General features: G+C 42.0%; 26 protein-coding genes and 1 riboswitch. Of the genes, 12 read left to right on the top strand and 14 right to left on the bottom strand.

Going from position 1 to position 26,832, the window contains the following annotated elements; genetic code table 11:
• Positions 1-60: 60 nt before the first annotated feature.
• Positions 61-435: an RNA-binding S4 domain-containing protein gene (locus BIZ38_RS03015; RefSeq protein WP_187489554.1), complete on the bottom strand. Its 375-nt coding sequence runs from the start codon at positions 433-435 to the stop codon at positions 61-63.
• Between the two features lie 235 nt (positions 436-670).
• Between BIZ38_RS03015 and BIZ38_RS03010 the strand changes: the two genes are divergently transcribed.
• On the top strand, positions 671-958 hold the full coding sequence (locus BIZ38_RS03010) for a hypothetical protein (RefSeq protein WP_055198928.1): 288 nt from the start codon (positions 671-673) through the stop codon (positions 956-958).
• A 53-nt stretch (positions 959-1,011) separates the two neighbouring features.
• Positions 1,012-1,674 (top strand): hypothetical protein, encoded by a 663-nt coding sequence (locus BIZ38_RS03005; protein ID WP_187489518.1) that lies wholly within the window; start codon positions 1,012-1,014, stop codon positions 1,672-1,674.
• Here the strand turns inward: BIZ38_RS03005 and BIZ38_RS03000 are convergent.
• The 5 genes from BIZ38_RS03000 to glnA all read right to left on the bottom strand — a co-directional run bounded on the left by BIZ38_RS03000 (position 1,671) and on the right by glnA (position 6,771).
• Positions 1,671-2,129 (bottom strand): cyclic nucleotide-binding domain-containing protein, encoded by a 459-nt coding sequence (locus BIZ38_RS03000; RefSeq protein ID WP_054563446.1) that lies wholly within the window; start codon positions 2,127-2,129, stop codon positions 1,671-1,673. The two genes, BIZ38_RS03005 and BIZ38_RS03000, sit on opposite strands and share 4 nt — an antisense overlap.
• A gap of 25 nt (positions 2,130-2,154) precedes the next feature.
• Positions 2,155-3,540: a nitrogen regulation protein NR(I) gene (gene ntrC, locus BIZ38_RS02995; protein ID WP_062566672.1), complete on the bottom strand. Its 1,386-nt coding sequence runs from the start codon at positions 3,538-3,540 to the stop codon at positions 2,155-2,157.
• Between the two features lie 18 nt (positions 3,541-3,558).
• Positions 3,559-4,629, bottom strand: coding sequence for a nitrogen regulation protein NR(II) (gene glnL / locus BIZ38_RS02990; RefSeq protein WP_062566671.1), 1,071 nt, complete (start codon positions 4,627-4,629; stop codon positions 3,559-3,561).
• A gap of 80 nt (positions 4,630-4,709) precedes the next feature.
• Positions 4,710-5,231 (bottom strand): DUF4124 domain-containing protein, encoded by a 522-nt coding sequence (locus tag BIZ38_RS02985; RefSeq protein WP_235372566.1) that lies wholly within the window; start codon positions 5,229-5,231, stop codon positions 4,710-4,712.
• Positions 5,232-5,364: 133 nt separating this feature from the next.
• Positions 5,365-6,771, bottom strand: coding sequence for a glutamate--ammonia ligase (glnA, locus tag BIZ38_RS02980; RefSeq protein WP_054552391.1), 1,407 nt, complete (start codon positions 6,769-6,771; stop codon positions 5,365-5,367).
• 507 nt (positions 6,772-7,278) lie between these two features.
• On the opposite strand from glnA, the gene typA reads away from it, so the two are divergent.
• Together typA and BIZ38_RS02970 are read left to right on the top strand one after the other, a co-directional pair.
• Entirely contained in the window at positions 7,279-9,102 is a 1,824-nt protein-coding gene (typA, locus tag BIZ38_RS02975) for a translational GTPase TypA (RefSeq protein WP_054552393.1), read from the top strand.
• Between the two features lie 379 nt (positions 9,103-9,481).
• On the top strand, positions 9,482-9,907 hold the full coding sequence (locus BIZ38_RS02970) for a BLUF domain-containing protein (RefSeq protein ID WP_054552394.1): 426 nt from the start codon (positions 9,482-9,484) through the stop codon (positions 9,905-9,907).
• Positions 9,908-9,922: 15 nt separating this feature from the next.
• On the opposite strand, the gene BIZ38_RS02965 is transcribed toward BIZ38_RS02970, so the two are convergent.
• The gene (locus BIZ38_RS02965; RefSeq protein ID WP_138602667.1) at positions 9,923-11,014 is read right to left on the bottom strand and encodes an MBL fold metallo-hydrolase; all 1,092 of its coding nucleotides are present in this window, start codon (positions 11,012-11,014) and stop codon (positions 9,923-9,925) included.
• A gap of 132 nt (positions 11,015-11,146) precedes the next feature.
• Positions 11,147-11,803, bottom strand: a complete 657-nt coding sequence (locus BIZ38_RS02960) for a DUF2959 domain-containing protein (RefSeq protein ID WP_054552396.1) — start codon at positions 11,801-11,803, stop codon at positions 11,147-11,149.
• Between the two features lie 86 nt (positions 11,804-11,889).
• Between BIZ38_RS02960 and BIZ38_RS02955 the strand changes: the two genes are divergently transcribed.
• The 3 genes from BIZ38_RS02955 to dtd are packed head-to-tail and all read left to right on the top strand — an operon-like array spanning position 11,890 to position 14,166.
• Complete coding sequence (locus BIZ38_RS02955; RefSeq protein ID WP_054552397.1) at positions 11,890-12,762, top strand: virulence factor BrkB family protein; 873 nt, start codon at positions 11,890-11,892, stop codon at positions 12,760-12,762.
• Between the two features lie 25 nt (positions 12,763-12,787).
• On the top strand, positions 12,788-13,741 hold the full coding sequence (locus BIZ38_RS02950) for an alpha/beta fold hydrolase (RefSeq protein ID WP_054552398.1): 954 nt from the start codon (positions 12,788-12,790) through the stop codon (positions 13,739-13,741).
• A complete protein-coding gene (gene dtd / locus BIZ38_RS02945) occupies positions 13,729-14,166 on the top strand; it encodes a D-aminoacyl-tRNA deacylase (protein ID WP_054552399.1) in 438 nt (145 codons plus the stop codon). Before BIZ38_RS02950 ends, dtd begins: the two co-directional genes overlap by 13 nt.
• Before the next feature lie 7 nt (positions 14,167-14,173).
• On the opposite strand, the gene BIZ38_RS02940 is transcribed toward dtd, so the two are convergent.
• Positions 14,174-14,863, bottom strand: coding sequence for a spermidine synthase (locus tag BIZ38_RS02940; protein ID WP_187489517.1), 690 nt, complete (start codon positions 14,861-14,863; stop codon positions 14,174-14,176).
• A 228-nt stretch (positions 14,864-15,091) separates the two neighbouring features.
• Between BIZ38_RS02940 and BIZ38_RS02935 the strand changes: the two genes are divergently transcribed.
• Positions 15,092-15,985, top strand: coding sequence for a bifunctional GNAT family N-acetyltransferase/hotdog fold thioesterase (locus BIZ38_RS02935; RefSeq protein ID WP_054552401.1), 894 nt, complete (start codon positions 15,092-15,094; stop codon positions 15,983-15,985).
• 40 nt (positions 15,986-16,025) lie between these two features.
• Here the strand turns inward: BIZ38_RS02935 and BIZ38_RS02930 are convergent, their stop codons facing one another.
• From BIZ38_RS02930 to dapA, 5 genes are all read right to left on the bottom strand, one after another.
• Positions 16,026-17,063, bottom strand: coding sequence for a phospholipase A (locus tag BIZ38_RS02930; protein ID WP_054552402.1), 1,038 nt, complete (start codon positions 17,061-17,063; stop codon positions 16,026-16,028).
• A gap of 186 nt (positions 17,064-17,249) precedes the next feature.
• On the bottom strand, positions 17,250-18,368 hold the full coding sequence (locus BIZ38_RS02925) for a succinylglutamate desuccinylase/aspartoacylase family protein (protein ID WP_138602471.1): 1,119 nt from the start codon (positions 18,366-18,368) through the stop codon (positions 17,250-17,252).
• A gap of 5 nt (positions 18,369-18,373) precedes the next feature.
• Positions 18,374-19,579, bottom strand: coding sequence for a PLP-dependent decarboxylase (locus BIZ38_RS02920; protein ID WP_187489516.1), 1,206 nt, complete (start codon positions 19,577-19,579; stop codon positions 18,374-18,376).
• Positions 19,579-20,319, bottom strand: a complete 741-nt coding sequence (locus BIZ38_RS02915; RefSeq protein ID WP_054552405.1) for a 2,3,4,5-tetrahydropyridine-2,6-dicarboxylate N-succinyltransferase — start codon at positions 20,317-20,319, stop codon at positions 19,579-19,581. Before BIZ38_RS02915 ends, BIZ38_RS02920 begins: the two co-directional genes overlap by 1 nt.
• A gap of 14 nt (positions 20,320-20,333) precedes the next feature.
• On the bottom strand, positions 20,334-21,218 hold the full coding sequence (gene dapA / locus BIZ38_RS02910; protein WP_138602467.1) for a 4-hydroxy-tetrahydrodipicolinate synthase: 885 nt from the start codon (positions 21,216-21,218) through the stop codon (positions 20,334-20,336).
• 137 nt (positions 21,219-21,355) lie between these two features.
• Positions 21,356-21,552: riboswitch (Lysine riboswitch) on the bottom strand.
• Positions 21,553-21,735: 183 nt separating this feature from the next.
• On the opposite strand from dapA, the gene BIZ38_RS02905 reads away from it, so the two are divergent.
• The 4 genes from BIZ38_RS02905 (at position 21,736) to BIZ38_RS02890 (ending at position 26,763) form a co-directional block, all read left to right on the top strand.
• The gene (locus tag BIZ38_RS02905; RefSeq protein WP_054552407.1) at positions 21,736-22,431 is read left to right on the top strand and encodes a DNA-3-methyladenine glycosylase I; all 696 of its coding nucleotides are present in this window, start codon (positions 21,736-21,738) and stop codon (positions 22,429-22,431) included.
• Positions 22,432-22,439: 8 nt separating this feature from the next.
• The gene (locus BIZ38_RS02900) at positions 22,440-23,852 is read left to right on the top strand and encodes a protein adenylyltransferase SelO (protein WP_187489515.1); all 1,413 of its coding nucleotides are present in this window, start codon (positions 22,440-22,442) and stop codon (positions 23,850-23,852) included.
• Positions 23,853-24,181: 329 nt separating this feature from the next.
• Positions 24,182-25,243 carry an OmpA family protein gene (locus BIZ38_RS02895; RefSeq protein ID WP_054552409.1) on the top strand — a complete coding sequence of 354 codons (1,062 nt, stop codon included), beginning with the start codon at positions 24,182-24,184 and terminating at the stop codon, positions 25,241-25,243.
• Between the two features lie 449 nt (positions 25,244-25,692).
• Positions 25,693-26,763 (top strand): OmpA family protein, encoded by a 1,071-nt coding sequence (locus BIZ38_RS02890; RefSeq protein WP_187489514.1) that lies wholly within the window; start codon positions 25,693-25,695, stop codon positions 26,761-26,763.
• Positions 26,764-26,832: the final 69 nt, after the last annotated feature.

Raw genomic sequence — 26,832 nt, 5'->3', positions numbered from 1 at the left:
TTATTGTTGTTATAATCGCATTCAATTAAAGGTGATTTATGCTAACTAAGCAAGCTCTAGTTAACCAAACGAGATAGGGCGGCGACCGGTTTTTTCGTCTACTTTTGGTTTTTTAGTACGTTTACGCTTCGATTTTTTTGGCGCTTCTTCAGCGCTTTGTGGTGGTGATTTTTGTACAGGTTCCGGTGGGCGAGGATTTGGTGTTGCATCTTCGCTTAGTGTCAGTTGGAACAACTCACCATCGAAAGCAAGCACGTCACCACTGTATAATTTTTTCCGTTTTATTGTACAAATTTCATAGTTAACTCCAACATAACCTTCACCAATTAAGGCTTTTGCTTGGCCGCCTGTTTCGACTAGGTCGAGCACTTTTAGCAAGTTGCATAACTCTATTGGCTCTTCTTCTAGTTCAATTTCGATGAAATCTTCGTTCATGTTGGTCTCTCTTAATTCAATCGCAGCCATTATAAAGCCTAGCACTCAATTGAACCAAGATTAAATTTTTAAGCCCTTCAAGCGGTTAAAATTTACAGCAATAAATAATCTGACATTTTTATAAACAGTAAAAAAACTGCAGTATTTACTGGGTACACTGCGCGCGTTTGGAATTGGTGTACAAATTGCTAAATGCATGTCCGTTTCATTTTTTATTCGTTCAGGAGAAGTTGTAATGGGCGTAAGATCAGCGCTAAGAAAAGAGCTAATGGGTTTGCAAGATTCGTCATTGCTTGCTGCAGATGATGTGCGAGCTTTGTTAACGCAAACAATTAAGTCTCAGCCTGAAAAATCAGAACAAGGTTTTGCGTTAATTTCGCGCTTTAATGATAACCATAGCCAGTTAAGTTCAGGTGAAACAAATAAAGAAAAACTGCTTCAGCATCAAACTCACCGTTTATTTAAAGATATTTTATATACCCGTCAAAGTGTTAATAGTTGGCTAAAAAAACATCTTAGTTGATTTATTGTTTTTCTCACTTTAGACTACATTTGTAATCTAAAGTGAGAAAGAACATGAAAAGGATAATTTCAGCAGCCATATTTTTAATTTTGGCTGGTTGTCAGCAAGCTACAGTCTACGTATACACAGAAAATCTTGATCAGTCGCAGTTGCAATCATTAGAGCAAGCATTAAATAAGCAAAGCTTACCCTATGAATACACTCAGCTCCCAGTGCCAAGAGAGTTTGCGGATGCAACCTTAATGTTATCGAGTGATAAAATCCTCACTCATGAAACTGAGCAACTTGCTGAAATTATGCAGGGACTGGGTTATCAAGCTGAAATCAAATACACCACAGATGCCAACCACTTTTACAATCATGGCAATATTGGCTTTTACTTAAGAGCTAAAAATACCACCACCAGTTTTACTATGCCGGCTCGTGTGCTCACCACTGGGTGCGTTGAAGACAAATATAATGACCTTGCGGTTACATTTAATGATAAGCAGGCACACTTTACCCTTACAAGCGGTCGAAAAGTCTCCCTAGATTGGGATTATTTATATGGCTACCTAGTTATTTATTATAAAAATTATTCGCAAACATACAGTCATTTAACGCCAGAAGTGAGTACCCCTTTTGGTATGAAACCATCAGACACCTACCGTTACACGGCACGTGTTAATAGCCCAAGTTGGTTAAATTGCTCATTACAAATTGTGTATATGGACTAGCTTCGCGACTCAAGGTAATTACTAAGCTTAGTAATACGTTCACTCATGCCTTCGATGATGCGATCTTTAATTTTTTCACGGATTACATTAGGTAAGCGGGTGAGTGCTTCAGGGGAAATAGCTAACAAAATGGTATCGACTCTAGCGCGTGCGCTGGTACTGTGCTCTCGGTTATTGATAAAAGCACCTTCACCGATAAATTCACCGGGCTCAATGGTACCAAGTTCGAGTAAATGACTTTGTTTGAATACCATCAGTGAGCCGCTTAGCACGATATAAAGCCGTTTATCAGCATCATACTGTTTGAAAACAGCGCGGCCTTGTTTGACCAAATACAAATGACTAAATGACTCTAATAACACTTGTCGTTCACTGAGAGTAAACTCTCTAAAGAACGACAATCTGTTAATTATTTCCATTTGTTTAATTAGTGGAATGTGCTCGATTAACTTCATTGACTCACATAGGTATAGCGCGAAATTAGCTAATATTGCGCTCTTTTAGCTTGCGGGTCAATGTATTGCGGCCCCAACCAATCTTCACTGCGGCTTCTTGCTTGTGGCCAGCACAGTTGGCAAGGGCGGTTTTAATCAAACGAGTCTCGAGTTGTGCTTGAATGGCAGGCCAAATATTTTCTTTGCCTTGTTTAAGTTCAAGGTTAAGCCATTGCTGAAATGCATCCAGCCAATCACCTTCTTGCTCAGTCGGTGCAACAGCAACAATCTCTGGTGGTAAATCTTGTTCGCTGATCAGCTCACCCGGTGCCATAACCGTTAACCAGCGGCAGGTGTTCTCTAATTGGCGCACGTTACCAGGCCAGTTAAATAAGCGCAGTTGCTCAGTAGCTTTAGGGCTTAAAATTTTGCTTTCAACCTGCAACTCTTTGGCACTTTTATGTAAAAAGTGTTGTGCTAGTCGTTCAATATCTTCAGTACGCTCACGTAGCGCGGGTAAGCGTAAACGCACCACGTTTAAGCGATGGAATAAGTCGTCACGAAACTTACCTTGTTTTACCAAGTCTTCGAGGTTTTGGTGCGTTGCAGCGATAATACGTACATCAACTTTAATACTTTGATGACCACCAACACGGTAAAACTCACCATCAGCTAACACGCGTAATAAACGCGTTTGTACATCGAGCGGCATATCACCTATTTCATCTAAAAATAAGGTGCCGCCATTCGCTTGTTCAAAACGGCCTTTACGAATACTGTCGGCTCCAGTGAACGCGCCTTTTTCGTGACCGAATAACTCTGACTCGACCAATTCTTTTGGAATGGCAGCCATATTCAAAGCTATAAATTGGTTTTCTTTACGAGGGCTGTGGTTATGCAGGGCACTTGCAACTAGCTCTTTACCTGTCCCTGACTCACCATTAATCAGCACGCTCATACTTGATGCTGATAATTTACCAATTGCCCTGAACACCTCTTGCATAGCAGGCGCTTCGCCTATGATATGCGCATTGGTTTGTGGTGCTTGCTTACGTTTAGTTTTTTTCGTTGAATTAGCACGGCATGCGCTTTCGACCAGCGCGACAGCTTCATCTAAATCGAACGGTTTAGCGAGATACTCAAATGCCCCTTTTTGGAAGGCATTTACCGCCGAGTCTAAGTCTGAGTGAGCGGTCATGATGATCACTGGCAGGCCAGGGTTTTGCTCAGCGATAGTCTCAAGTAACGCCATGCCGTCCATACCCGGCATTCGTACATCAGATACTAATACCGTTGGCTGGCTAAACTTTAATGCATTAAGCACATCTTGTGCGTTCGCATAGCTTTCAGTTTCAAATCCTGCACGTGCCAACGCTTTCTCTAGTACAAAGCGAATTGAGGCATCATCATCAACTAACCAGACTGTTTTCATGACTACTCCAAAAAACCATTAATCCGTAAAAGGCAAATAGATATTAAATTCTGTATGGCCTGGCCAACTGTCACAATCAATGTGGCCGTCATGTTGGTCAACCAAGGTTTGCGCTATCGATAAACCAAGCCCTGATCCATTTTCTTTGTTGGTGATCATTGGGTAGAACAAGGTTTCACGTAAGCTCTTGTCTATACCTGGGCCGTTATCCGAAATTTGGATCAGCAAGGTTTTTTTCGGTGCCTTACCTGGGCGCCTGTGTTGATGATTGATGCGAGTTTTTATTCTTATCTCGCCACCATCAACAAGTGCCTGTTGTGCATTACGAATAATGTTCAGTACCACTTGTTGAATTTTACTTTGGTCAATGTACACACTCGGTATACTTGGATCATAGTCTTTCACTAAAGTGATATTGGCATTGTTATCTAACATGCTCAGTTTAATCACTGACTCTAACGCTTGGTGAATATTGCCATAGGATTTATGTGGCAATTGATTCGGACCAAGTAAGCGGTCTACAAGCTCGCGTAAACGGTCTGCTTGTTCAATGATTAATTCGGCACATTGATCACGTTCTTGCTGATCAACTTCATATTGCAATAATTGCGCCGCTCCGCGAATTCCACCTAAAGGATTTTTAATTTCGTGTGCCAAACCGCGAATTAGGTTACGTGCTGCTTGATATTGATGCATTTGATTCGAAGCCTGATCGTGGCGAATTTCATCATCCATTTGGCGGCATTCAAACAAAATATAATTTTCATCATGGCTGCTTATTCGGCGCGTGCTAATCGTTAGCTTGGCATGGCGAGAATCGACGAACACCACGTCAGCTCTATGTTGGTGGCAATCAACACCATCGAACAACGAATACTGAGCAATGCGTTTTAAGTCTATCGAGTGGTAATTGAATAGGTTATCGAATGGTTGGTTGATAATGCGCTTGGGCCCTAAACCTAAAAGCTCACTGGCGCTATCGTTTGCATAAACCAGTTTAAAATCTCGGTCGAGTAAAATGACTGCAGTACTTAAATTTTTCCAAATACTGTCGAGCAGTTCAGAGTTAAAATGTGTTTCACTGAGCATGGTTGCACCATTTTAGTGCGTTTCAATTTAGTGCAGCTTAGCATAGTCTTTTTGCTTTGCGAGACATCATGTCGAAAATTCTAATTTCCGTTATTAATTGAAGTTCTGTGCATGAAAAAAGTGCTGACTGGGCTAACTGAAACGAGTTTATTATTTGCATCAAAAAGTTTCGCTTGTAATGTGTGTTCGCCTCGAAAGACCTCTCTTAGAGCAAAGGTCGTGCTATTACTTGGTGCGCCATGAGGTGAACCATCAACGAGTAATTGAACTTTGAAACCAGTTTCAAAACGGGGGCTGATTCGTGTAGTAACATAAACAGAACCTGTATTTTCTCTCACAGTTTCTTCATTTGCGGGGGCTGCAATTGACACTTTAAAGTTAACAGGGACTGCACTTGGAGCAGTATCAAGAATACTGGTATCAGCTGCAGGCATTGTAAGGTTTTGGGTATTTAACTTGACCTCAGTAGCACCGGGGCGAGGAGTATCAGAAAATACTAATACACCATTCTCATCTTTCCAAGAATAGACTTTTTGTGCTGCTGTATAACCAAAAAAGCTTGCAAATAATAACGATAATACCAATAAGGTTGTGCTTTTCACCCTGCGACCCTGCATTTTTTCACTTAACTAAAACTGTAGAGTAGAACCCGCTCAATTACCATTAAAAAAGCCCGCAGAGCGGGCTTGAGAACACACATTTATTATCTTTTAGATAATTCTGATACAGCGTGTATTACACGCTGTAGTACATTTCGAACTCAACTGGGTGAGTTGTCATGTTAAGTTTTTCAACTTCTTGGCTCTTAAGCGCGATGTATGCATCGATTAGGTCATCAGTGAATACGCCACCTTGAGTTAAGAACTCACGGTCTGCGTCTAATGATGCAAGTGCTTCTTGTAAAGAAGATGCAACTTGTGGGATCTCAGCTGCTTCTTCAGCAGGTAGATCGTATAAATCTTTGTCCATTGCATCGCCAGGGTGGATCTTGTTCTTGATACCGTCTAGGCCAGCCATAAGCATTGCAGAGAATGCTAAGTATGGGTTAGCTGTTGGATCAGGGAAACGTACTTCGATACGACGTGCTTTTGCAGACGGTACCACTGGGATACGGATTGAAGCAGAACGGTTACGTGCAGAGTATGCAAGCATTACAGGAGCTTCGAAGCCTGGTACTAAACGCTTGTATGAGTTCGTTGACGCGTTAGCGAATGCGTTGATTGCTTTAGCGTGCTTGATGATACCACCGATGTAGTAAAGTGCTTCTTCAGAAAGACCTGCGTATTTGTCACCCGCGAAGATGTTTACGCCATCTTTACCTAGAGATTGGTGACAGTGCATACCAGAACCGTTATCACCTACGATTGGTTTAGGCATGAATGTCGCTGTTTTTCCGTATAAGTGAGCCATGTTATGGATAACATATTTCATCTCTTGGATTTCGTCAGCTTTTAATACCATTGTATTGAAGCGAGTTGCGATCTCATTTTGACCTGCAGTTGCTACTTCGTGGTGGTGAGCTTCTACTACTTGACCTAGTTCTTCAAGAACTAAACAAGTTGCTGAACGCCAGTCATGTGATGAATCAACAGGTGAACACGGGAAGTAACCGCCTTTAACACCTGGACGGTGACCCATGTTGCCACCTTCGTAATCTTTATCTGAGTTCCAAGCAGCTTCTACAGAATCGATTTTGTACATAGAACCAGACATGTCTGATTTGTATTTAACGTCATCAAAAAGGAAGAATTCTGGCTCTGGACCGAATAATACAGTGTCAGCAATACCAGTAGAGCGCATGTACTCTTCAGCGCGTTTTGCAACAGAACGTGGATCACGCTCGTAACCTTGAAGTGTTGAAGGCTCAACTACGTCACAACGTACGATTAGTGTAGCTTCTTCAGAAAACGGGTCCATTTTCGCAGACTCAGGAACAGGCATAAGTACCATGTCTGATTCGTTGATACCTTTCCAGCCAGCAATTGAAGAACCGTCAAACATTTTGCCGTCTTCGAAGAAATCTTCATCAATTTGATGATGAGGAATAGAAACATGCTGTTCTTTACCTTTGGTATCAGTAAAGCGTAAATCAATGAACTTAACGTCATTTTCTTTGATAAAATCTAAAACCGATTGTGACATGTGTCCTCCAATTGTTGGGTTTTATTTTTGCTGCATTATTGCTTTTCGCTTATATAAGCTGGTTTCGTGCCATGTTTTTAACACCTTGTTTAGGCTTGTAAAAAGTGAACAGGGCTTCGTTTTGTTAACTTTCGTTGCACTAAGTTGGTGCGTAAAAAGATCATTCTGGTGCGTAAAAAGTGCGACCTTGTTTTGCACAATTATTGAGCGTGCCAATTTTTCGGTTATGAACACGATTTAGTGCCAAAATATGGTTCAAAAACTAAAATTTCGCCAGTTTTGAGCTCAGATTCACTTTAATTTTCATAAATTTGTCATTTATAAAACAGATACTTATAAAAAGCCTGAAGAAAGTTTATAAATTTATATTGGATAAACTTTCATCCATGCCATTATTAAGGGATAATATGCGCCCTTTTAAATCCTATGCTGGGACATCTGGTGAAAACGCAGGTGACTGCGTAGATCTTGCAGGATCAATGAGATTCAATTTCTCTGAGAAAAAATATGAGCATCGAAAAGTTAAGAAATATAGCGATTATCGCCCACGTTGACCACGGTAAAACAACTTTGGTTGATAAACTGCTTGAGCAATCAGGCACATTAGAAACGCGCGGCGGTAACGAAGAGCGCGTAATGGACTCAAACGACATTGAGAAAGAACGTGGTATTACCATTTTAGCTAAGAACACAGCTATCTCTTGGAACGACTACCATATCAATATCGTAGACACCCCAGGACACGCCGACTTCGGTGGTGAAGTAGAACGTGTACTTTCGATGGCTGACTCAGTATTACTACTTGTTGATGCTCAAGAAGGTCCAATGCCGCAAACGCGTTTCGTAACGCAAAAAGCATTCGCACAAGGTTTAACGCCGATTGTTGTTATCAACAAAATCGACAAACCTGGTGCACGTCCTGACTGGGTTATGGACCAAGTTTTCGATTTATTCGATAACCTAGGTGCAACTGACGAACAGTTAGACTTTAAAGTAATCTATGCATCAGCTATCAACGGCTGGGCAACAATGGATTTAGACGAGCCATCAGATAACATGGAACCAATGTTCCAGATGATCGTTGACGAAGTATCTCCACCGGATGCAGATCCTGAAGGTGCTTTCCAAATGCAAATTTCTCAGCTTGACTACAACTCATACATCGGTGTTATCGGTGTAGGTCGTATCAAGCGTGGTACTGTTCGTCCTAACCAACAGGTGACTGTTGTAAGCGCAGACGGTACTAAGCGTAACGGTAAAGTTGGCCAAGTAATGAGCTACTTAGGTCTTGAGCGTCATGAAGCAGAATCTGCAGGCGCAGGTGACATCATTGCAATCACTGGTCTTGGTGAGCTGAAAATCTCAGACACTATCTGTGATGTAAATACCGTTGAAGCATTACCACCACTAAGCGTTGATGAGCCTACAGTAACAATGACGTTCTCTGTAAACACATCACCATTTGCTGGTAAAGAAGGTAAATTCGTAACGTCACGTAACATTCTTGAGCGTTTACAAGCTGAGCTTGTTCACAACGTTGCATTACGTGTTGAAGAAACTGACAACCCAGATAGCTTCCGTGTTTCTGGTCGTGGTGAGTTACACTTAGGTATCTTAATCGAGAACATGCGTCGTGAAGGTTACGAGCTTGCGGTATCTCGTCCACAAGTAATCCTTCGTGAAGTTGATGGTCAAAAAGAAGAGCCATACGAAACACTTACAATCGACTGTCAAGAAGAGCACCAAGGTTCTATCATGGAACAAATTGGTCTTCGCAAGGGTGAACTAACAGACATGTCTCCAGATGGTAAAGGCCGTGTACGTATGGACTTTATGATCCCAAGCCGTGGCTTAATTGGTTTCCAAACTGAATTCATGACATTAACGTCTGGTTCTGGTCTTCTTTACCACACATTTGATCACTACGGTCCTCACAAAGGCGGTACTATCGGTGCCCGTAAGAATGGTGTAATGATTGCTAACGCGACTGGTAAAGCACTTACTAACGCATTATTCAACTTACAAGACCGTGGTAAGTTATTCATCGGTCACGGTGTTGAAGTTTACGAAGGTATGGTTATCGGTATCCACAGCCGTGACAACGACCTAACTGTAAACGCGCTTAAAGGTAAGCAACTTACAAACGTTCGTGCATCGGGTACAGATGAAGCACAAACGCTTGTTCCACCACTAAACTACACGCTTGAACAAGCGATTGAGTTCATCGATGATGACGAGTTAGTGGAAGTAACACCTGAGAACATCCGTATTCGTAAGCGTCACTTAACTGAAAGTGAGCGTAAGCGTGCGAGCCGTGCAGCTAAAGACTAATAACGTCTTTTAGTTTTGCAAAATAGAAGCCGCCGTATTGAAAAATACGGCGGTTTTTTGTTGTAATGATTAGCCGTCAGCCGTCAGCCGTCAGCCGTCAGCCGTCAGCCGTCAGCCGTCAGCCGTCAGCCGTCAGCCGTCAGCCGTCAGCCGTAAAAAATCGAGAAGTTAGATTTCAGAAGTCAGATATCAGTTGATCGAGAGGGTGGTTTTATTTTTTATGTAATTACACAAACAATCTTGTTGTTGAGGAATGTATTTTACTTTGTTCTAACCACTAACCACTAACCACTAACCACTAACCACTAACCACTAACCACTTTTTACTAACTCCCCCATCTGTACTATCTTTTCTAAATCCAACTTGCAGGAGAGTAAGATGTATTTAGTTAGACTGATTTATACAAGTGAAATTAGCGATGGGTTTGGGCCTAATGATATTGAGGATATTCTCGAAAAGGCGAAAAAGAAAAATGCTGAATGTAATGTAACAGGGCTACTTTGTTTTAATAGTACTCATTTTATGCAGTGTCTTGAAGGATCGCGAAAAGCAGTGAATGCAACGTATCATCGTATTTTGAATGATAAAAGACATCGCAACATTATCATGCTGAACTATTGCGAAATTGCAGAGCGGGAATTCGAAAAATGGTCGATGGGGTACATACCATATTCAAAATTAACAACGCCATTAAATATTAAATACTCAGGTACTAGCGATTTTAATCCATTAGCAATGTCAGCAGGAAGTGCTCACAAATTGATGCTTGCTTTGCGAGACTCCATGCTGGATAAAGTTATTTAATATTAGCCCGTACCTTTAAAGCGAGATTTGCTCTCCTTCGTTCATTATATAAACCGGAACTTGGCTGTTCATCTGCTTTTGCATATTTAACAACCTAAGTAATGCCGAATGACTTGAATGGTCACCCATTTGCCAGCTTGAGTTGCCGTAACCCCATGGGATCATCACTTTACAGCTTAACTCTTCCGCCGCGTTTAATGCATCTTCAGGTGTAGTATGAACATAACGATACCACTTACCATCTTCTTCATGGTAGTAGGAAGCAATTGGCATTAAGCACACATCAATCTCGCCGTATTTTTGCTTAATATCTTGAAAGTGTTTTGAGTAACCGGTATCACCAGCAAAAAACAAGGTCTTGCCATTTTGCTCAAGTAACCAACCATTCCATAAGTCTTTATTGTGGTCGTCGTAAATGAAAGGCACCATAATGCGACTGCTAAAATGATGGGCCGGCACCGAATGAATCGTTAGGTCATTAATTTGTGTACTTGCATACCACGCCATCTCTGAAATATTAAAGCCACCAGTCGGAAAATTATCTGCAAAGCCTAGTGGCACTAAATAGCGGGGAGCATTACCAATTTCTTCGATATCTGCTTTATTAAAATGGTCATAGTGAATGTGTGAGTACATTACCGCGTTTAAACCTTCGAGCTCTGACTTAGTAGGCCAAAATCCGGGCTTACGATAACTGCCACCAGCAAGTTTAAAGGCCAAGTCTACGGGTGAGTCAAACTGATCTTTAACAGGGTCAAACAACAGTTGTTCACCATTTGGTGATTGAATATAAAAGCCTGCATGACCTAACCAACGGACTATAAACCCTGTATTTGTTGCTGGAACTATTTGTTCTGCTTGATATTGGCACTGAGAATTGCTGTCATCACATATAAGTAGCTCTGATGGTTCATAGCAATTGTCTGTACAGGTTGTTGGGTATTCTTTATCACCCGGATAAAGGTTGTGGTAGCGACCTTCGAAGTCACCTTCAGTTTTTAATGGGGTTATAGTGCCTTCACCGGCAATAACATTCACTGTATTCGAGTTGCTACATGCGCTTATAAGTGCTGCTGCAATAAGTGTTGAGAGTGTTTTTAAATGCATACTATGCTTACTTTTTATTCTTTGCCGTGAGTTTAGCAAAATAAAAATTAAGATAAATCATTAAAAAGTAACAAGAGGTTACACAAAAAAGCCTACGTTTAAGTAGGCTTTGATATTAATAGCTTGAGCTGATTAGCCCGCTTTATTCATTTGCTCAATGAACTTATTCGAGTCTTCAATTGATTTGTTCATATCGTCCATTAACACTTTAATATCGCGTTTAAGATTTGTGAACTCACCTTTGATAGCTGTAACAGCCTGTGCGTTTAGGTTATGTTTTAAGTACAAAACATTATCATGAAGTGATGATAATACCGGCTCCATTTTGCTTTCTGCACTGCGCATTGAGCGAAGTAGTTGATCAAACTGGCGCTTAGTTGCGTTGAGTTTTTTGCTGCTTTCACGTTTTAGTGAGGCACTTTTGTATTGTTCTAGCTCGTCGGCCCATTCATCAAACAGTGCCTCAGCTACATCTTCTACTTTATTGATATTGTTTGTAACGTCGTTCGCTGCAGCTAAGCTCGACTCGTAATCATCATTCAGTTGATTGTAGGCATCTTGTAGCTCACCACCATCAAAGTTGATCAGCGTGGTTAATCTGTCTAGTGCTGATTGAAACTCTTCTTGTGACTCTTGCTGTGCTTCTTTTGTTTCTTCTACGCGGTCCACTAAAATGTCGCGTTTATGCACACCGACAGACTCCATGGCTGAGTAATAAGCTGACTGGCAGCCCGATAATGCCATTGTAACTGCAAATAGTGGTGCACTTAAAAGTGTCAGTTTTTTCATTGAGAATCCTTTTTAGGTACCTGTCATTTCAAATTATGTGGTGGATTGCTATGATTATCAAAACATTTTAGCAGAAATTAGATTCTATGGACGAGAAGCTCAGTCGGTATAAGCTGCAAATAAGCATTTTCTTAAAACAACAACCTGCTTGGTGGATGCAGTATCTCAATCGTTGTATTGACGATCAAATCACAGTCAATGCGGGTTATTTGGCTTATGTAACCTTATTATCAATCGTGCCTTTAGTGGCAGTTGGTGTGGCTATTTTTTCTGCTTTCCCAGGTTTCGAAAGCACCTTGGTAACCATAGAAAACTTCTTGTTTACTAATCTTGTGCCGACCTCTACAGATGTAATTAAAGAGCATATCAGCGCTTTTGCCGGTAATGCGAATAAAATGACTGCCGTCGGTGTGGGCTTTTTAGCGGCGGTATCCTTGTTACTCATTCGTAATGTCGACGCTACATTAAATCGAATTTGGCGTATAAAGAAAAAGCGCCCAATGATGATTTCGTTTGCCGTTTATTGGATGGTGCTCAGCCTAGGCCCGGTGTTATTAGGGGCTAGTATTGGTGTTACTTCATATATTGTGTCGTTAGTGTCGTTTGCCGATCAAGGCATTCCCGGCTTTAGCGGCTTTTTATTGAAACTATTACCTTACATAATTTCAATGATTGGCTTCATTATGCTCTATACTTTAGTTCCTAACACACGAGTTCCATTTAGAGCGGCAATTCCGGGCGCTTTGTTTGCAGCTATGTTGTTTGAGCTGACAAAAAAAGGCTTTGCTTTGTACATCAGCCACTTCCCATCATACGAAGTTATTTATGGGGCGTTGGCGACAATCCCTATTTTATTTGTATGGGTGTATTTGTCGTGGATTGTCGTATTACTCGGTGCAGAATTTACTGTATGTATCAGCCCTGAGAATATCGAGGACACGCCTGATATAGAGGTTTAAATTCACTGCACCTAAGGAGAGCGAGGTGCAGTTACATCCACAATATGTTGCCAATCGCGATTACCATTTGAGTGTTGGCGATGGTCATCAAATCCATGTGCAAGAATATGGTGCTTCTACAGGGATTGCTGTGGTGTTATGCCATGGCGGGCCCGGTGCGGGCCTATGTCCTGAAAATTGCCGCTTTTTCGACTTAGAGCGTTTTCGAGTGATCATGTTCAGTCAGCGCGGTTGCGGTCACTCAACACCCCATGATAGTTCAACCAATACCACTTCAGAATTAGTCGCCGATCTCGAGTATTTACGCCAGCAACTGGGTATTGAAAAATGGCTGGTGTGTGGTGAGTCATGGGGGGCCACTTTGGCACTTGTCTATGCTATTCATCACCAAGAGCATGTTGCAGGGCTTATTTTACGGGCTAGCTTTTTAGCTTGTAACAGTGACTTCGAGTGGCTTTACACAACAAAAGGAGCCGGCGCGCATTTTTACCCTGAGTGCTTTAATGAATTTGCACATAATTACACTGATTGGCACGCCTTACTCGACTTTTATCAGCAGCAACTAAACAGTGACGATCAAATTAAAGCTAGTAAATTTGCCAAGTTATGGTGTCATTGGGAGCAGGTATTGTGTCATGGTGAGCCGTTAACAAACTGGGGGTTACAGGAGCCCCATGTCGGGTTAAATCAAGCAAGGTTAATGGTGCATTACTTTCGTCATCACTGTTTCATTGAAGAAGGCTTTATCGCAGAAAATGCACATTTACTGACTCATTTACCGATTTGGTTTATTCATGGCCGCGCCGATTTGATTTGTCGATATAGTGCCGTACAGCAGCTTGCTGAGCAGTTAAATGCACAATTATTGATTTTAGATGGCATTGGGCACAGCAGCGATAATCAGGTATATTTGGCGGCAATGCGACGTGCCGCAGATTTAATGTATATCAAGTTATCGAGGGATCAATGCAAGGCTTAATTCAAAGAGTAAAACAGGCAAAAGTAGAAGTGGCAGGCGAAGTAGTGGGTGAAATTTCAAACGGTATTTTGCTGCTATTAGGTGTTGAAAAACAGGATACAGAGCAAAGTGCCCAGAAGCTTTTACATAAGGTCAGCAATTACCGCATTTTTACCGATGAACAAGGAAAGATGAATTTAAGTTTGAATGATATCAAAGGTGAGCTTTTAGTGGTTTCGCAGTTTACCTTAGCAGCCGACACTAAAAAGGGTATGCGTCCAAGCTTTTCAAGTGCTGGCACGCCAGAACAAGCCAATACGCTCTATGAGTATTTTATTGCAGAGGCTAAAAAAGCAGGCTTAACAGTGGCTACAGGGCAATTTGGTGCTGATATGCAAGTAAGCCTATGTAACGATGGTCCAGTTACTTTTAATTTATCTATTTAACAGACAACTACTTTTTGATCATCACGATATGATTCACGTAGTCGGGGATTTTTACAATGCTTGGGCGCTTGCCAAACTCGGTGATTAGCAGGTGCTCAAGTTGCTTTAGTTGCGATGGGTGATTGGATAAAAAATTAATGAACAACAAGCCATCTTTTGTCATTGCTGCTCTTAGTTTGGTGTAAAACAGGTGCTTGTATAAAAATAATGGTGCATCTACCTCACTGAATAAATCTAAGATAATCCAATTGTATTCGTTATTTTGCTCTAATACTTGCTGCGCATCAAAACAGTGCAGGTTATTGGCATGGTCGCCACCAAAGTAACGTTTATAGCAGTGAATTATGTCGGGGTTTTTATCAACCGATGTCAGTTGGCTATCAGGGTAGGTGTGCTGTAAGTAGTTACGAATAGCACCACCGCCTAGGCCTAATTCTAAAATCTTTTTCGGTTCCTCTAAGTCTTGCCAAAGCTTTGCAAGGTATTGTAAATGAGGGAAAAGTAATCTGGCAGGTCGGCGTTTTTCAATGACCGATTGCAGAGTTTCGTTGATCAGTAACCAGCGTAATTGGTTAAGTTGCCTAACTTGAATACTGTAATTGCCTTGTTTATGCCAATAAATGAGCTGCCCTAATCGGTGACAGTCCTCAATAAAACTATGTTTTACTGCGCCACTGGGTTCAATAAAATGTTCCATATTTCGGGCCTTTAGCGTGTTATTATAATAATTAGACAATTATTTCAGCATAGACCAGTAAGCATAAAGTGCAATTGTGCATTAGTTTTTACAGCTGTGAATAATAATTTAGGCTGGGTCACCAAAGTATTATTCCAACTTGATAGAAGATCGCGTATCGTAATTCGCATTGCAAAGGCCACGACAGAAAAACAACAGACCCGTGGCTGAATTATCACAGGAGTTTTTATGTTTAAAGTGACCACCCCGCAAAGCAGCGAAGATTGGCAAGCGTACTATTCATTACGTTGGCAGGTTTTAAGAGCACCCTGGGGCGAGCCGCGCGGTTCTGAACAAGATGACTTAGAGCAAGACGCAGAGCACCGCTTTATCAAAAATAATGATGGCGAAGTATTAGGCGTAGCTCGCCTGCATTTCAACAATCATCAGCAAGCGCAAGTTCGTTATATGGCGGTTGCTGAAGGTAATCGTAACCAGCATATTGGTAGCCGTTTATTACATGAATTAGAAAAAATCGCATGGACTCAAGATGCAGATGAACTGGTATTGTTTGCTCGTGAGCGAGCCCTTGATTTCTATAAGCGTCATGGCTACGAATTAAAAGAAAAAGCACACCTTGCCTATGACGATGTACAGCATTGGAAAATGGTAAAACAAAAACCCTCTGAGCCGGGTTGGTTCCGTCATCCAAACTGGACACAAGTACTACAAAACACGTGGCGTGAGTCGATCCCTATCAGTGATGCAATGGGAATTAAAGTAGAAAGCTATACCGATTGGCAGTTTACTACGCGCGCTGATCTAGATGCGAACTTAAATCTTCATAACACTATGTTTGCCGGCTCGATTTATAGTTTAGCGACCTTAACAGGCTGGGGCGCAACTTACCTAGCGCTTAAAGAAGCTGGCCTTGAAGGGAATATCGTGTTAGCAGATGCCAACATTAAATACCTTAAACCACTGAATAACGATCCTCGCGGGAGTGTTGAGTTGGCTGGCTGTAAAGGCAAGTTGGCGGAGCTAGAGGACAATGGCAAAGCAAGCTACCATGTGCCAGTGAATGTATACGATGGTGATGTGCTAGTAGCAGAATTTGAAGGTCACTTCATCGTTAAAAAATAACGAATATTCAGAGCGAGCTAACTAAAGCTCGCTCTTTAAGTTAAAGCAAGTCAGTTAACAGAATACCCACACCAAAACGTTCAATATCGGCGTTGTAATCAATCAAGCTCTCACCATAACCATTAAAGTATTGTGCATAACCACGTAATCTGCCCCAAAGAGGGAAAGACCAATCTAATTGAATTGCACCACGGTTATCTGAATTTAAGTTATTACGGGTCATAAAGCTAAACTCATGCTCGTTGTAACGGTATGCACCCGAGAATTCAAAGTAACCCATGTATTTGTAGATATCAGGGTTGTCATCACCTTTAGCTTCTAGTTCATCATCTTTTTTATCTTCAGGAATGCGGTACCAAGGCTTAAAGCTAAATACAAAGCCATCTTTTTCCCATAAGAAGTCAGCATAAATGCGGTTCCACGAACGTGAATTAGGCTGGCTGCGGCCATTAGATTGATGTGAAGCACCAATTGCAATCGCCATCTCATCGCCCCAAAGCACATGCTCAGGATCAAGATAGTTCACCCAGAAGATCTCTGGTTCGTAGTTTGTTTCACGAAACGGCGATGAAATATCTTTATTGTAAAATTGCCAAAACGATTGCATGGTAAATGCAAAAAATACGCCCTGATCTTTATCAGAGAAGTCTTCGAAGATTGGCACTTTAATTGATAGTTGATATTTTACTTCCAGGTTATCAAGTGGCTCGCCATCAGTTTGCTCAGCAAGGTCTTTTAGGCCATCAAAAGGGCGCTCATTCGGATTAGATACGTAAGAAAGCGGTAAAATATAGTTACGCTTATGTGGGGTGATCACATTACGGTTTTTCTTGCTCACTTCTTCACGCGCTTTACGTTTGTCTAAAGCGGTGAGCTTTTTGCTTTCATCTAAATCAGAGCACTTTTTACGAAGTTCTTCGAGTGTTTGCTTGCCGTCACCGCCAATAGCTTCGTTCAAAATACACTGCTTTACGAGTTCTAGAGCATCATCTTGTTCGTTAGTTTGTGGTTGTTCAGTTTGAGCAAATACAGGTACAGAAAATAAGCCAGCGGCTGCCAGCCAAATGCGCCATCCCATTGCAGTTCCCTTTCAGTAGACTTGTAAGTAGGTATAATTATAACGATTTTTACATAAGTAACCGTGAACTTGTACTGAATTGTTGAAATTTTAGGTAAATAGAGAGCCCCAAGCTAAGCTTGGAGCCCTGCTGTAACGGCCTAAGAGCATAAGCCGTTGACTCTCACGCAATGAGAAGGGATGAGCTTATAGCTCAAATACGTTGGTAAAAAACTTATAAAGTTCGGTACCTTGATTCACGCTTGCTGAAGCAAAATGCAAAATAGCAATGGCGTCTTTATCAAAACTTAATGTTTGTAGCGGCTGCTCAGAAAGGTAGCGCTCCATTCTTAAAATATGGGCGATAGGCTCACCAGCTTTAATATGGCCGCCCAGTGGGGCAAGGTATTCAACCATGCCACCCATAGGGGCATAGTAAGCTACATAATCTTCAAGCATGCAGGCATAGCGTGTCATCGCTTTTGGATGATACGCAGCATCAACTAATACCTCTTTTTGATTGAGGTAACTTAAAATGCTATTTGCATCTTCAAGTGCCGCACTTAAATCGATTTTTTCTTGGCTACCAAGTTCAACAGTGAATGCTTCGACTTGAACAGCAAATTCACGGCCTTGTTTGGCAAGCTCTTCAGATAGTGACCACCATGGGCAGAAACTCGCTTCATCCATCGCGCCATCAAAATCACTTGGGATCAGTAACACATGCTCGATGTTGAAGTAGCTTGCGCTGTCTTTGGCGTATTCAGGGCAATATAAGTGCTTACTCGAGATAGGCCCGGTGTGAAGGTCTAAAACAATATCTGCCTGATGGGCAAGCTTTTGCAAGTTAAGGGCAATACGCTTACCCGTTGTTAGGCTGTAATCAGGGCCTGTTAATTGACTATCGATGTCAGCAACGAGTGCCTGTTTAAACGCCGCTTTAAGGGTCGCATCATCACAGTCTTTGTGCTGTTCAGCAATCTGTGACGGTAACGCTTTATTAAAGCGGTACATGCGGTTCCAGTTGGTGCCCGTAATTGGATCGAAGCGACCTAAAGTAAACTCACCTGATTTTTGATTGCAACCAATAGGGTTGGCATAAGGCACTAGGGTAATATCGCCACGCAGCTTGAGTGATTTTAGCTGCTCAAGCAATTGATAAATTACTGCATTACCTTGTACTTCAGCGCCGTGCATATTGGCTTGTATATACACGTTTGGGCCTGTGCCATCCCCTTTTAAGCGATACACTGGGATTGTCAGAGGTAGGCCGTTGGCAATCTCGCCAACCACAATATTCTCTTGGCTGATTAATTCTTTACTCATGGCGATTACCTTAAATAATAACTGGCATCTTCAGCGCTACGAATGCACTCAATATTGCCTTGTTCAAGGATGTATTCAGCCGCTAATTCGTGGCATAAAAAGTACGGCATACTTTCGGTAAAGCCATACGCGCCACATTGGCTGAATACCAACCAGTCTTGCTCATTTAAATCGCTCGCTAATTGGTGTTCACCTAAGCAATCAAGGGCGGTGCAAAGCGGGCCGTATAAAGTCATTGCCGCAGGCTCAGCCGTCGATTCGCGAAGTAAGGCCGCAGGGAAATCTTGGCTTGTCACAGCTGGGCGAAGTAAATGGTTAATACCGCCTGATAAAATCACCTGCTGTTGATTGTAATTTACTTTACGCTCAACAACTGGCGTTGCGTAATGGCCGCATTCGCCCACCGCATAGCGGCCAAGTTCCATCCAAAGCTCTTTGACACCGGCATCTGCTTTAATGCTAGCCAAAGTCTCAATAAGTGCAGACCAATCGAGTCGGTTAGCACTTTGAGTATAAGGAATGCCTAAGCCACCCCCTAAATCGAGAATATTAAGATTAATGTTTAATGAGCGTGCTAGCTGTTGCAGTGGCGCAATCATTGCGCGCCATAGCTCGGCGAGCTTGTCAGTGCTCAGCATATTGCCCCATTGGAAAATATGCAGACCATCAAAGCTAAGAGCTGGGTAATCACTTGCAGTGAGTGCTTGCCACTCATCGCAGCCCAAACCAAAAGGAGTAAGGCTATCGCCGCCAAGTGGATTCTTTTCGCTGTCTGGCCAACGAAGTTGAACACGCAATAGCACTTGCAGCTGACAATTTGTTTTTGTTGCTTGTTCGTTTAACCAGCGCACTTGGTTAATGCTCTCGGCGACAAAAGTACGTACGCCGCGAGCAATAAAATGTGAAATTTGTTTAGGGCTCTTTGCAGGCCCAGTGTTGAGCACGCGCTCGCTATCGATGCCTTGGGCAAGTACTTGCTCAAGTTCACCTTTACTTGCAACATCAAAGTTAAATCCTGCGCTGTCTAAACATTGAATAATGCGAGACAACGGGTTGGCCTTAACGGCATACCAAAGTTTCACATCGGTTTGCGCAGTCAGTTGATTTAAATGTGCAGTTAATTTATCTAAATCATAGATAAAAAATGGCGTATCAAGATGCGTTGAAACTTGCTCAACCGCTTGCTTGATGGGCGTGCTCAAAAAGCTCATTAACGTAAAACCTCTTCTAACAGTAATGATGCATCGCTTTGTTCATCACGGTATTTCACGATCAATGCACACGACATGCTAAGACCTTGTTCACGAGCCCATGCATTTGAAGCTGGGCGAGAGCCTGGGATCACAATCGCATTTTCTGGGATCGCTTCACCTTTGTCTAGCTGGCGCTCATTAACGCAATCGTAAACAGGAATGGTTGCCGATAAGCGAACACCCGGCGCAAGTACAGCACCTTTTTTCACAACCACACCTTCAACAATAACGCAGCCTGCACCGATGAATGCGTCATCTTCAATAACCACAGGGCTGGCACCAATTGGCTCAAGCACACCACCTAATTGTACTGCTGCACTTAGATGAACATTTTTACCCACTTGTGCGCACGAACCCACTAATGCGTGGCTGTCGACCATCGTGCCTTCGTCGATGAACGCGCCAATATTTACATATGCTGGTGGCATGATAATGGTGCCTTTAGCAACGTGTGCGCCACGACGAACACTGCTACCACCTGGTACCATACGCACGCCAGCATCGGCTGCAAAGCCTTGTGGAGCTAAGTTGTGCTTATCAACAAAACCACCCGGGAACTCAGTGTTTGTGCCATTTTTAAAGGCTTCTAAAATGCCTTGTTTAACTTCAACATTGGCGTGCCAGTTGCCGTTCTCGTCTTGTGTTGCCGCGCGAACTGCGCCTGATTCTAAGTTGTTTAATAATTCTAACCAGCTCATGATAAAACCTGTTTTTAGTTCCAAGATAAAATTGTGTTGTTTGCGTGGGTGATGCTGTCTGTTTGCTCAAGCTCTAAATGCGTAAGCGGCGGACGTAAATGCGGGGTATTTATTTTACCTTGCAGGTGCATCAGTACTTTTACGGGGATTGGATTTGCCACAGCGAATAAACTTTGAATCGCTTGCGACCAATCGGTGAATAGATTTGGGTATTGACCACTTAAACTGCGTTTAACAAACTCATGGGTTTGACTCGGCCAAGCATTCGCGGCAACCGAAACTAAACCTTTTGCTCCTGCTTGAGCAAAATACGGCATAAGAGCATCATCGCCACTAAATATGGCCAGTGTTGGCGATGCCGTTCTAAAGCCTTCAAATTTGCTAATGTCGCCACTGGCTTCTTTTAAAGCCCAAAGATTTTTGTGGTCAGCAAGGTTTTTGATCACCTGCGGTGAAATCTCAACTGCACTGCGTCCAGGTACGTTATACAGCATACATGGGTGATTACTTGCATCAAGAAGGCTTTCAAACCAATGTGTTTGGCCAACTACCCCAGGTTTTGCATACAGAGGTGAGCCCAATAGATAGCCATGAATAGGTAGTTGGTTGCAGTATTCAACCCAAGCAACTTGTTGCTTGAGGTTCATGCCGCCCACAGCAACCATGAGTGGTACACTCGGTGCTAATTGGCAAACATGCTCCACGATGGCTTGTTGCTCTTTGAGTGAAAGCGCCAGTCCTTCACCGGTACTGCCAAGTAATAAAATGCCGTTATTTGCATCTTGCTGCTCAGCGACCAGTTGTTCAAGGGCTGTGTAATCGACCTCGCCAGATTCAGAAAATGGCGTGACAAGCGCTGTCCATAATGGATAGTCGTTTAAATCAAAATTGTTGATCATCTCTCACGAACTTATAAGGTATTCGAAGAGTTTATGCGGGAACATTTGAATGGAGCCGCATGTCGTCGTTCGAACAAGGTATAATTCGAAGAGCGAATGGGCTTAAAATAATAAAGACGCGACGGCCTTATTATACTAAGACCAGAAGCTCTCCACCAAACTAATCAATAGCACTTTGCTATTGTTGGTGACAGTCGCTGGGATTCAGCCCAGTCGCCCGAAATAAGCACCTCACAAACGGTGTTACTTCTCGGCGTTAATTCCCCTCACGTATGATCAACAGAGTCTGTGCTCTTCCCATACGCTACCTGAATAACGCACCTCTTCCAGCCCTTTATGCTCGCTTTAAAGGTTAAAGCCAACATAGTTAAATAGGGTATTTGCAGCGATTAAAGCATTTTAGCCGTCTAGGTGTCAAGGCGAGGAATTTGTTTTTTAGTGACCGAATTTGCAACATGGTTACGTATAACCGTGTTTTTACGTACACTTAGCGCTAACCAAATCAATTGGAAAAATGATGGAAAAATTTAACGATATTTATCAACGAGCCGTATCTCGAAAGGGCAGTGAAGAAATGCTGCAAGCACTGTTATCAAACCCGCTCGACGATGCTGATATTGCTAAAATGCATGACGATTTATGGTTAGAAGAGTTCACGCGTAAAGTCTTTCAAAGCGGTTTTTATTGGTCTGTTATCAATAATAAATGGGCTGGTTTTCGTGATGTGTTTTGGGATTTCAGTGTAGAAAAATTGTTGATGATGCCGCCAGATATGCTCGAGCAAAAAGCCAGTGATGAGCGAATTGTTCGCAATTTTAAAAAAGTACAAACGATCCCAGAAAATGCGTACATGATCCACGAAGTTGCTGAGAAGCATGGCAGCTTTAGCCAATTTATTGCAGATTGGCCTACTGACAATATTATTGGTTTGTGGGCTTATCTTAAAAAGCATGGTGCGCGTTTAGGGGGAAATACTGGCCCATACGCTTTACGAGCGCTTGGTAAAGATACTTTTTTACTTTCTCGGGATGTAGAAGCCTATTTGCGTGCCCATGAGTTGATAGATGGCGGCTTACAAACTAAAAAGTCACTGCAAGCAGCGCAAGATTTTTTCAACGAATTACAACAGCAAAGCGGTTACAGCCTGCAGGCACTAAGCCAACTAGTGGCCTATGGTGTAGGCGATAATCGTGTTGGTGTCGCAACACGTTAAGGACAGTTATGAAACTGCAAACTCGATACACAGATATTAGTGAACTACTTGCTATCAAGGATATGCCGAGCGCCGTTGCCGAGCCGCAATTACTGCTATTTAATGACAAGCTAGCTGATAATTTCGCAATTAAACACGACAGCGAATTTTTAGCTAAATTGCTATCTGGTTCAACGATAGATAACGACGTTGCGCCGGTTGCTCTTGGTTACTCAGGTCATCAATTTGGTCATTTTTCACCGCGTCTTGGTGATGGTAGAGCGCATTTACTTGGGGCTATTGCAGATAAAGATGGCACATTGTGGGACTTACAGTTAAAAGGCGCTGGAGCAACAGTGTTCTCGCGCGGTGGTGATGGTCGCTGTGCCATTGGTCCAGCTGTTCGAGAGTACATTATGAGTGAGGCACTTCATGCGCTTGGCATCGCAACTACGCGCTGTTTAGCTGTGGTTACAACTGGCGAAACGGTATATCGTCAGCCACCACGCCCGGGGGCAGTTGTTACTCGCCTAGCTAAAAGTCACATCCGTGTTGGTTCATTTCAATACTTAGCTACACAAGGTGATATAAAAGGGCTAGAGAAGCTCGTTGATTACGCAATTAATTGTCATTTTCCTGACATTAACAGTACGGGTGAGCAGCGTTATATTGAGTTTTTAACTGCTGTACTCGATAAGCAAATAGAGCTGGTTATCAGTTGGATGCGAATTGGCTTTATACACGGTGTGATGAACACAGATAATACCTTGATTAGTGGTGAAACCATTGACTATGGCCCTTGTGCGATGATGAATCAGTTTGACCTAGACACGGTGTTTAGTTCGATTGACCATCAAGGGCGTTATGCATTTGGAAATCAACCGAATATTGCTAATTGGAATATTGCACGCTTGGCTGAAAGCTTAATTCCGTTATTTGCTGATCAAGAGAGTGCCGTCGAACAACTCTCACCGGTTGTAAATGGCTTTGCAGCTAAATTTAATGATGCATTTAATACTATGTGGCAGCAGAAATTAGGATTAGCAGGTCAGCACGAAGGCGATCATGCTTTAGTTTCAGAGTTGCTAGGTTTAATGAAGCAACATCAGCTCGATTATACTAATACTTTCAATGCTCTGACTGAATCTTTACTTGCGGATTTTGCAATTCCAACTAGTTTAAAAGAGTGGCATAAAAAGTGGAACGTGAGGACTTCGTCTAAAAGTTATGAAACTATGCGCGCTGTTAATCCTGCAGTCATTCCACGTAATCATACTATTGAAATGATCCTAGCGGAATACGAAGCATCGGGAGAAAGTTCATTAAAAGACGCCTTTTTAGAAGCATTTAACGATCCATATGTTTACGATGAGCGTCAATTTGAATGGCTTCAGGCCCCAAAAGATTATGATAAAAATTATCAAACTTTTTGTGGGACCTAGTCATTTAAATTAACTAGGAAAATTCCTATTTATTGAATTTAACTGTATGCTGATTGAGCGCTCTAATAGGCGGTGGTATTATAGATTTTAGGCTAATCTATTGCTTTAAAAGATGATCTCATACGGTATTCGAAGCTGGTTTGGTCATACATTTAATCGCTTATCTACGAAATTAGGCTAGGCTATTATTAGTACCTTAATAGTTATGGATTAATTAATAAGTTGAATGTCAATGCAAAGTAACTAATCGTTTTTTGTATTGTTAAAGTTTTGATTACTCAAAAAATACGAGCTCTTACGAGCTTTATTATGAAAATGGGAAGGAAACAATGAAACTGAAATCACTGACTATAGCTTTGGCACTTGCTGCAACTAGTGCTTCAACATTTGCTGCTGAGAAACAAGGTTTTTATATCGGCGCATTTGGCGATTACTATGATAATTCATGGGAAAATGTTCGCGATTACGCACCAGGCGGCCTTGATGTTGATGATTCAACAGGCTGGGGTTTAGAGCTGGGTTATCGCTTTAGCGATTACTGGAGTGCTCGCTTAGAATATGCTGATATGGATTTTGACTGGACCGCTGAACTAAACGATGGCACATCGATGAGCGGTTCTGAAAGTGGTAAGCGTTACGGTATTGATGGTTTATATCACTTCGGTGGTGGCCCATTTTACGGTATTTTTGGTTTGAAAAACCTTGATGCTGTTGATGAGGATTTAATGTTTGCAAACGTTGGTGCTGGCTACCAACACTACTTCACAGATAACTTTGCTTTCAATGCCGAAACTTCTTTGTACCAAGGCCTTGATCGTGGTTACACCGATGTGGGTGCTAAGTTAGGTTTAAGCTATATCTTTGGTGATCAAAGCAGCTCTGCGGCTCCTGTTGAGCCAGCTCCTGTAGTAAGTGGACCTACAGATAGCGATAACGATGGCGTAATGGACGCTGATGACCAATGCGCAAATACACCAATGACTGATGCGGTAGATAGCAAGGGCTGTACTCTTTATGAAGAAAAAGAGGCAACAATCACTTTACTAGTTACTTTCCCGCATGATGTTGCAGAAGTACCAAATAAATACTTCAGCGATATTGCTGATGTTGCAGCATTTATGAAAGAAAACGAAGGCACATCAGTTGTTCTTGAAGGTCATGCATCAGCAGTTGGTGATGCGGATTACAACATGAAGCTTTCTGAAAAACGTGCTAAAGATGTAGCTGAAGAGTTAGTTAAAGACGGTATCTCATCAGATAGAATCTCTACGGTTGGTTATGGTGAAGAACGCCTGAAGAACAAAGCATATACGCTTGAAGCGCATGCAGAAAATCGTCGTGTTGAAGCACAAATTAGTACGGTTGAACGTGTAAAGGTTATGCGTAAGTAATAGATTACTATTAGCTTATTGTAATTTATTAATAATCTTGAGATTAAAGCTGAACTATTTTTATGGTTCAGCTTTTTTTATACCTTAAAAACGCATTTACTTTTTTAATAAACGCGATACTCTTAAAGGTATACGGCATGGTATAAAAATAAGGTACACTTATATTGATTTGAATCATCGCAGCAAATGGGTGATTATTGTACTATGTTCTTATTGTTATCTCGTGTAATTATCACTAGGTAAATTAGAGTTTTTTTGAGCACTGTTAATTTGGTATGCCATTCTATGGCATTTCGACGGTGCTAAACGTCACTTTTTTAGGTGGTGTTTTGAAATTAACAAATTTATTGTAGTTTTAGTTTATTAAGTTTGGATTAATTACTCATCATCTATCTTGACAGAGTTTAGGCTACACAGCCTTTAGTTACTTAAATGGAAGGGAAGGAAACATGAAACTAAAATCACTAACTATAGCTTTAGCTCTTGCTGCAACAAGTGCTTCTAGCTTCGCTGCTGAAAAGCAAGGTTTTTATATTGGTGCGTTTGGCGATTACTATGATAATTCATGGGAAAATGTTCGTGACTACGCACCAGGCGGTCTTGATGTTGATGATTCAACAGGCTGGGGTCTAGAGTTAGGTTACCGCTTCAGTGATTACTGGAGTGCGCGTCTAGAATACGCTGATATGGATTTTGACTGGAAAGCTGAATTAAACGACGGTACGTCGATGAGTGGTTCAGAAAGTGGTAAGCGTTACGGTATTGATGGTCTTTACCACTTTGGTGGTAGTCCTTTCTACGGTATTTTTGGTTTAAAAAATCTTGATGCGGTTGATGAAGATTTAATGTTTGCTAATGTGGGTGCAGGTTATCAACACTACTTTACAGAGCATTTCGCATTTAATGCAGAAACGTCTTTATACCAAGGTCTAGACCGTGGTTATACAGATGTGGGTGCTAAATTAGGTCTTAGCTACATCTTCGGTGCTCAAAGCGCGCCAGCTGAGCCTGTAGAGCCTGCTCCTACGGTTGTTCCTGTTGCTGTAGAACCAGTAGATAGCGATGGAGATAATATCCCTGATGCAGACGATCAATGTGCAAATACACCAATGACTGACGCTGTTGATGGTACTGGTTGTACGCTATATGAAGATCGTGAAGTAACTAAGAGCTTACTAATCACGTTCCCTAACAACACATCTAAAGTATCTCAACAATACCTAGATGATATTGATGCTGCAGCAGCATTCTTAAAAGAGCACCCAGGTACTGACGTAGTGCTTGAAGGTCATTCTTCATCAGTAGGTAAAGCTGACTACAATAAGTGGTTATCTAAGAAACGTGCTGATGCGGTTGCTAAGAAACTAATCGAAGATGGCATTGATCCAATGCGTCTAACTACTGTTGGTATGGGTGAAGAGCGTCTTAAAAACCCAGCAAACACACCAGAAGCTCACGCCGAAAACCGTCGTGTTGAAGCGAAAGTAACTGTCATTGAACGTGTTAAAGTAGAGCGTTAATCTAACTCTTTACGCAAATTTTAAAAACCCAGCCTAGTGCTGGGTTTTTTCTTTTCTAAGTACTAGGAA

This window comes from Pseudoalteromonas sp. BZK2 (genome assembly GCF_014349195.1).
GTDB classification, from domain to species: Bacteria; Pseudomonadota; Gammaproteobacteria; order Enterobacterales; family Alteromonadaceae; genus Pseudoalteromonas; species Pseudoalteromonas simplex.
The sequence above is the reverse complement of the archived record's forward strand: the minus strand, read 5'-3'. Positions and strand labels throughout refer to the sequence as shown.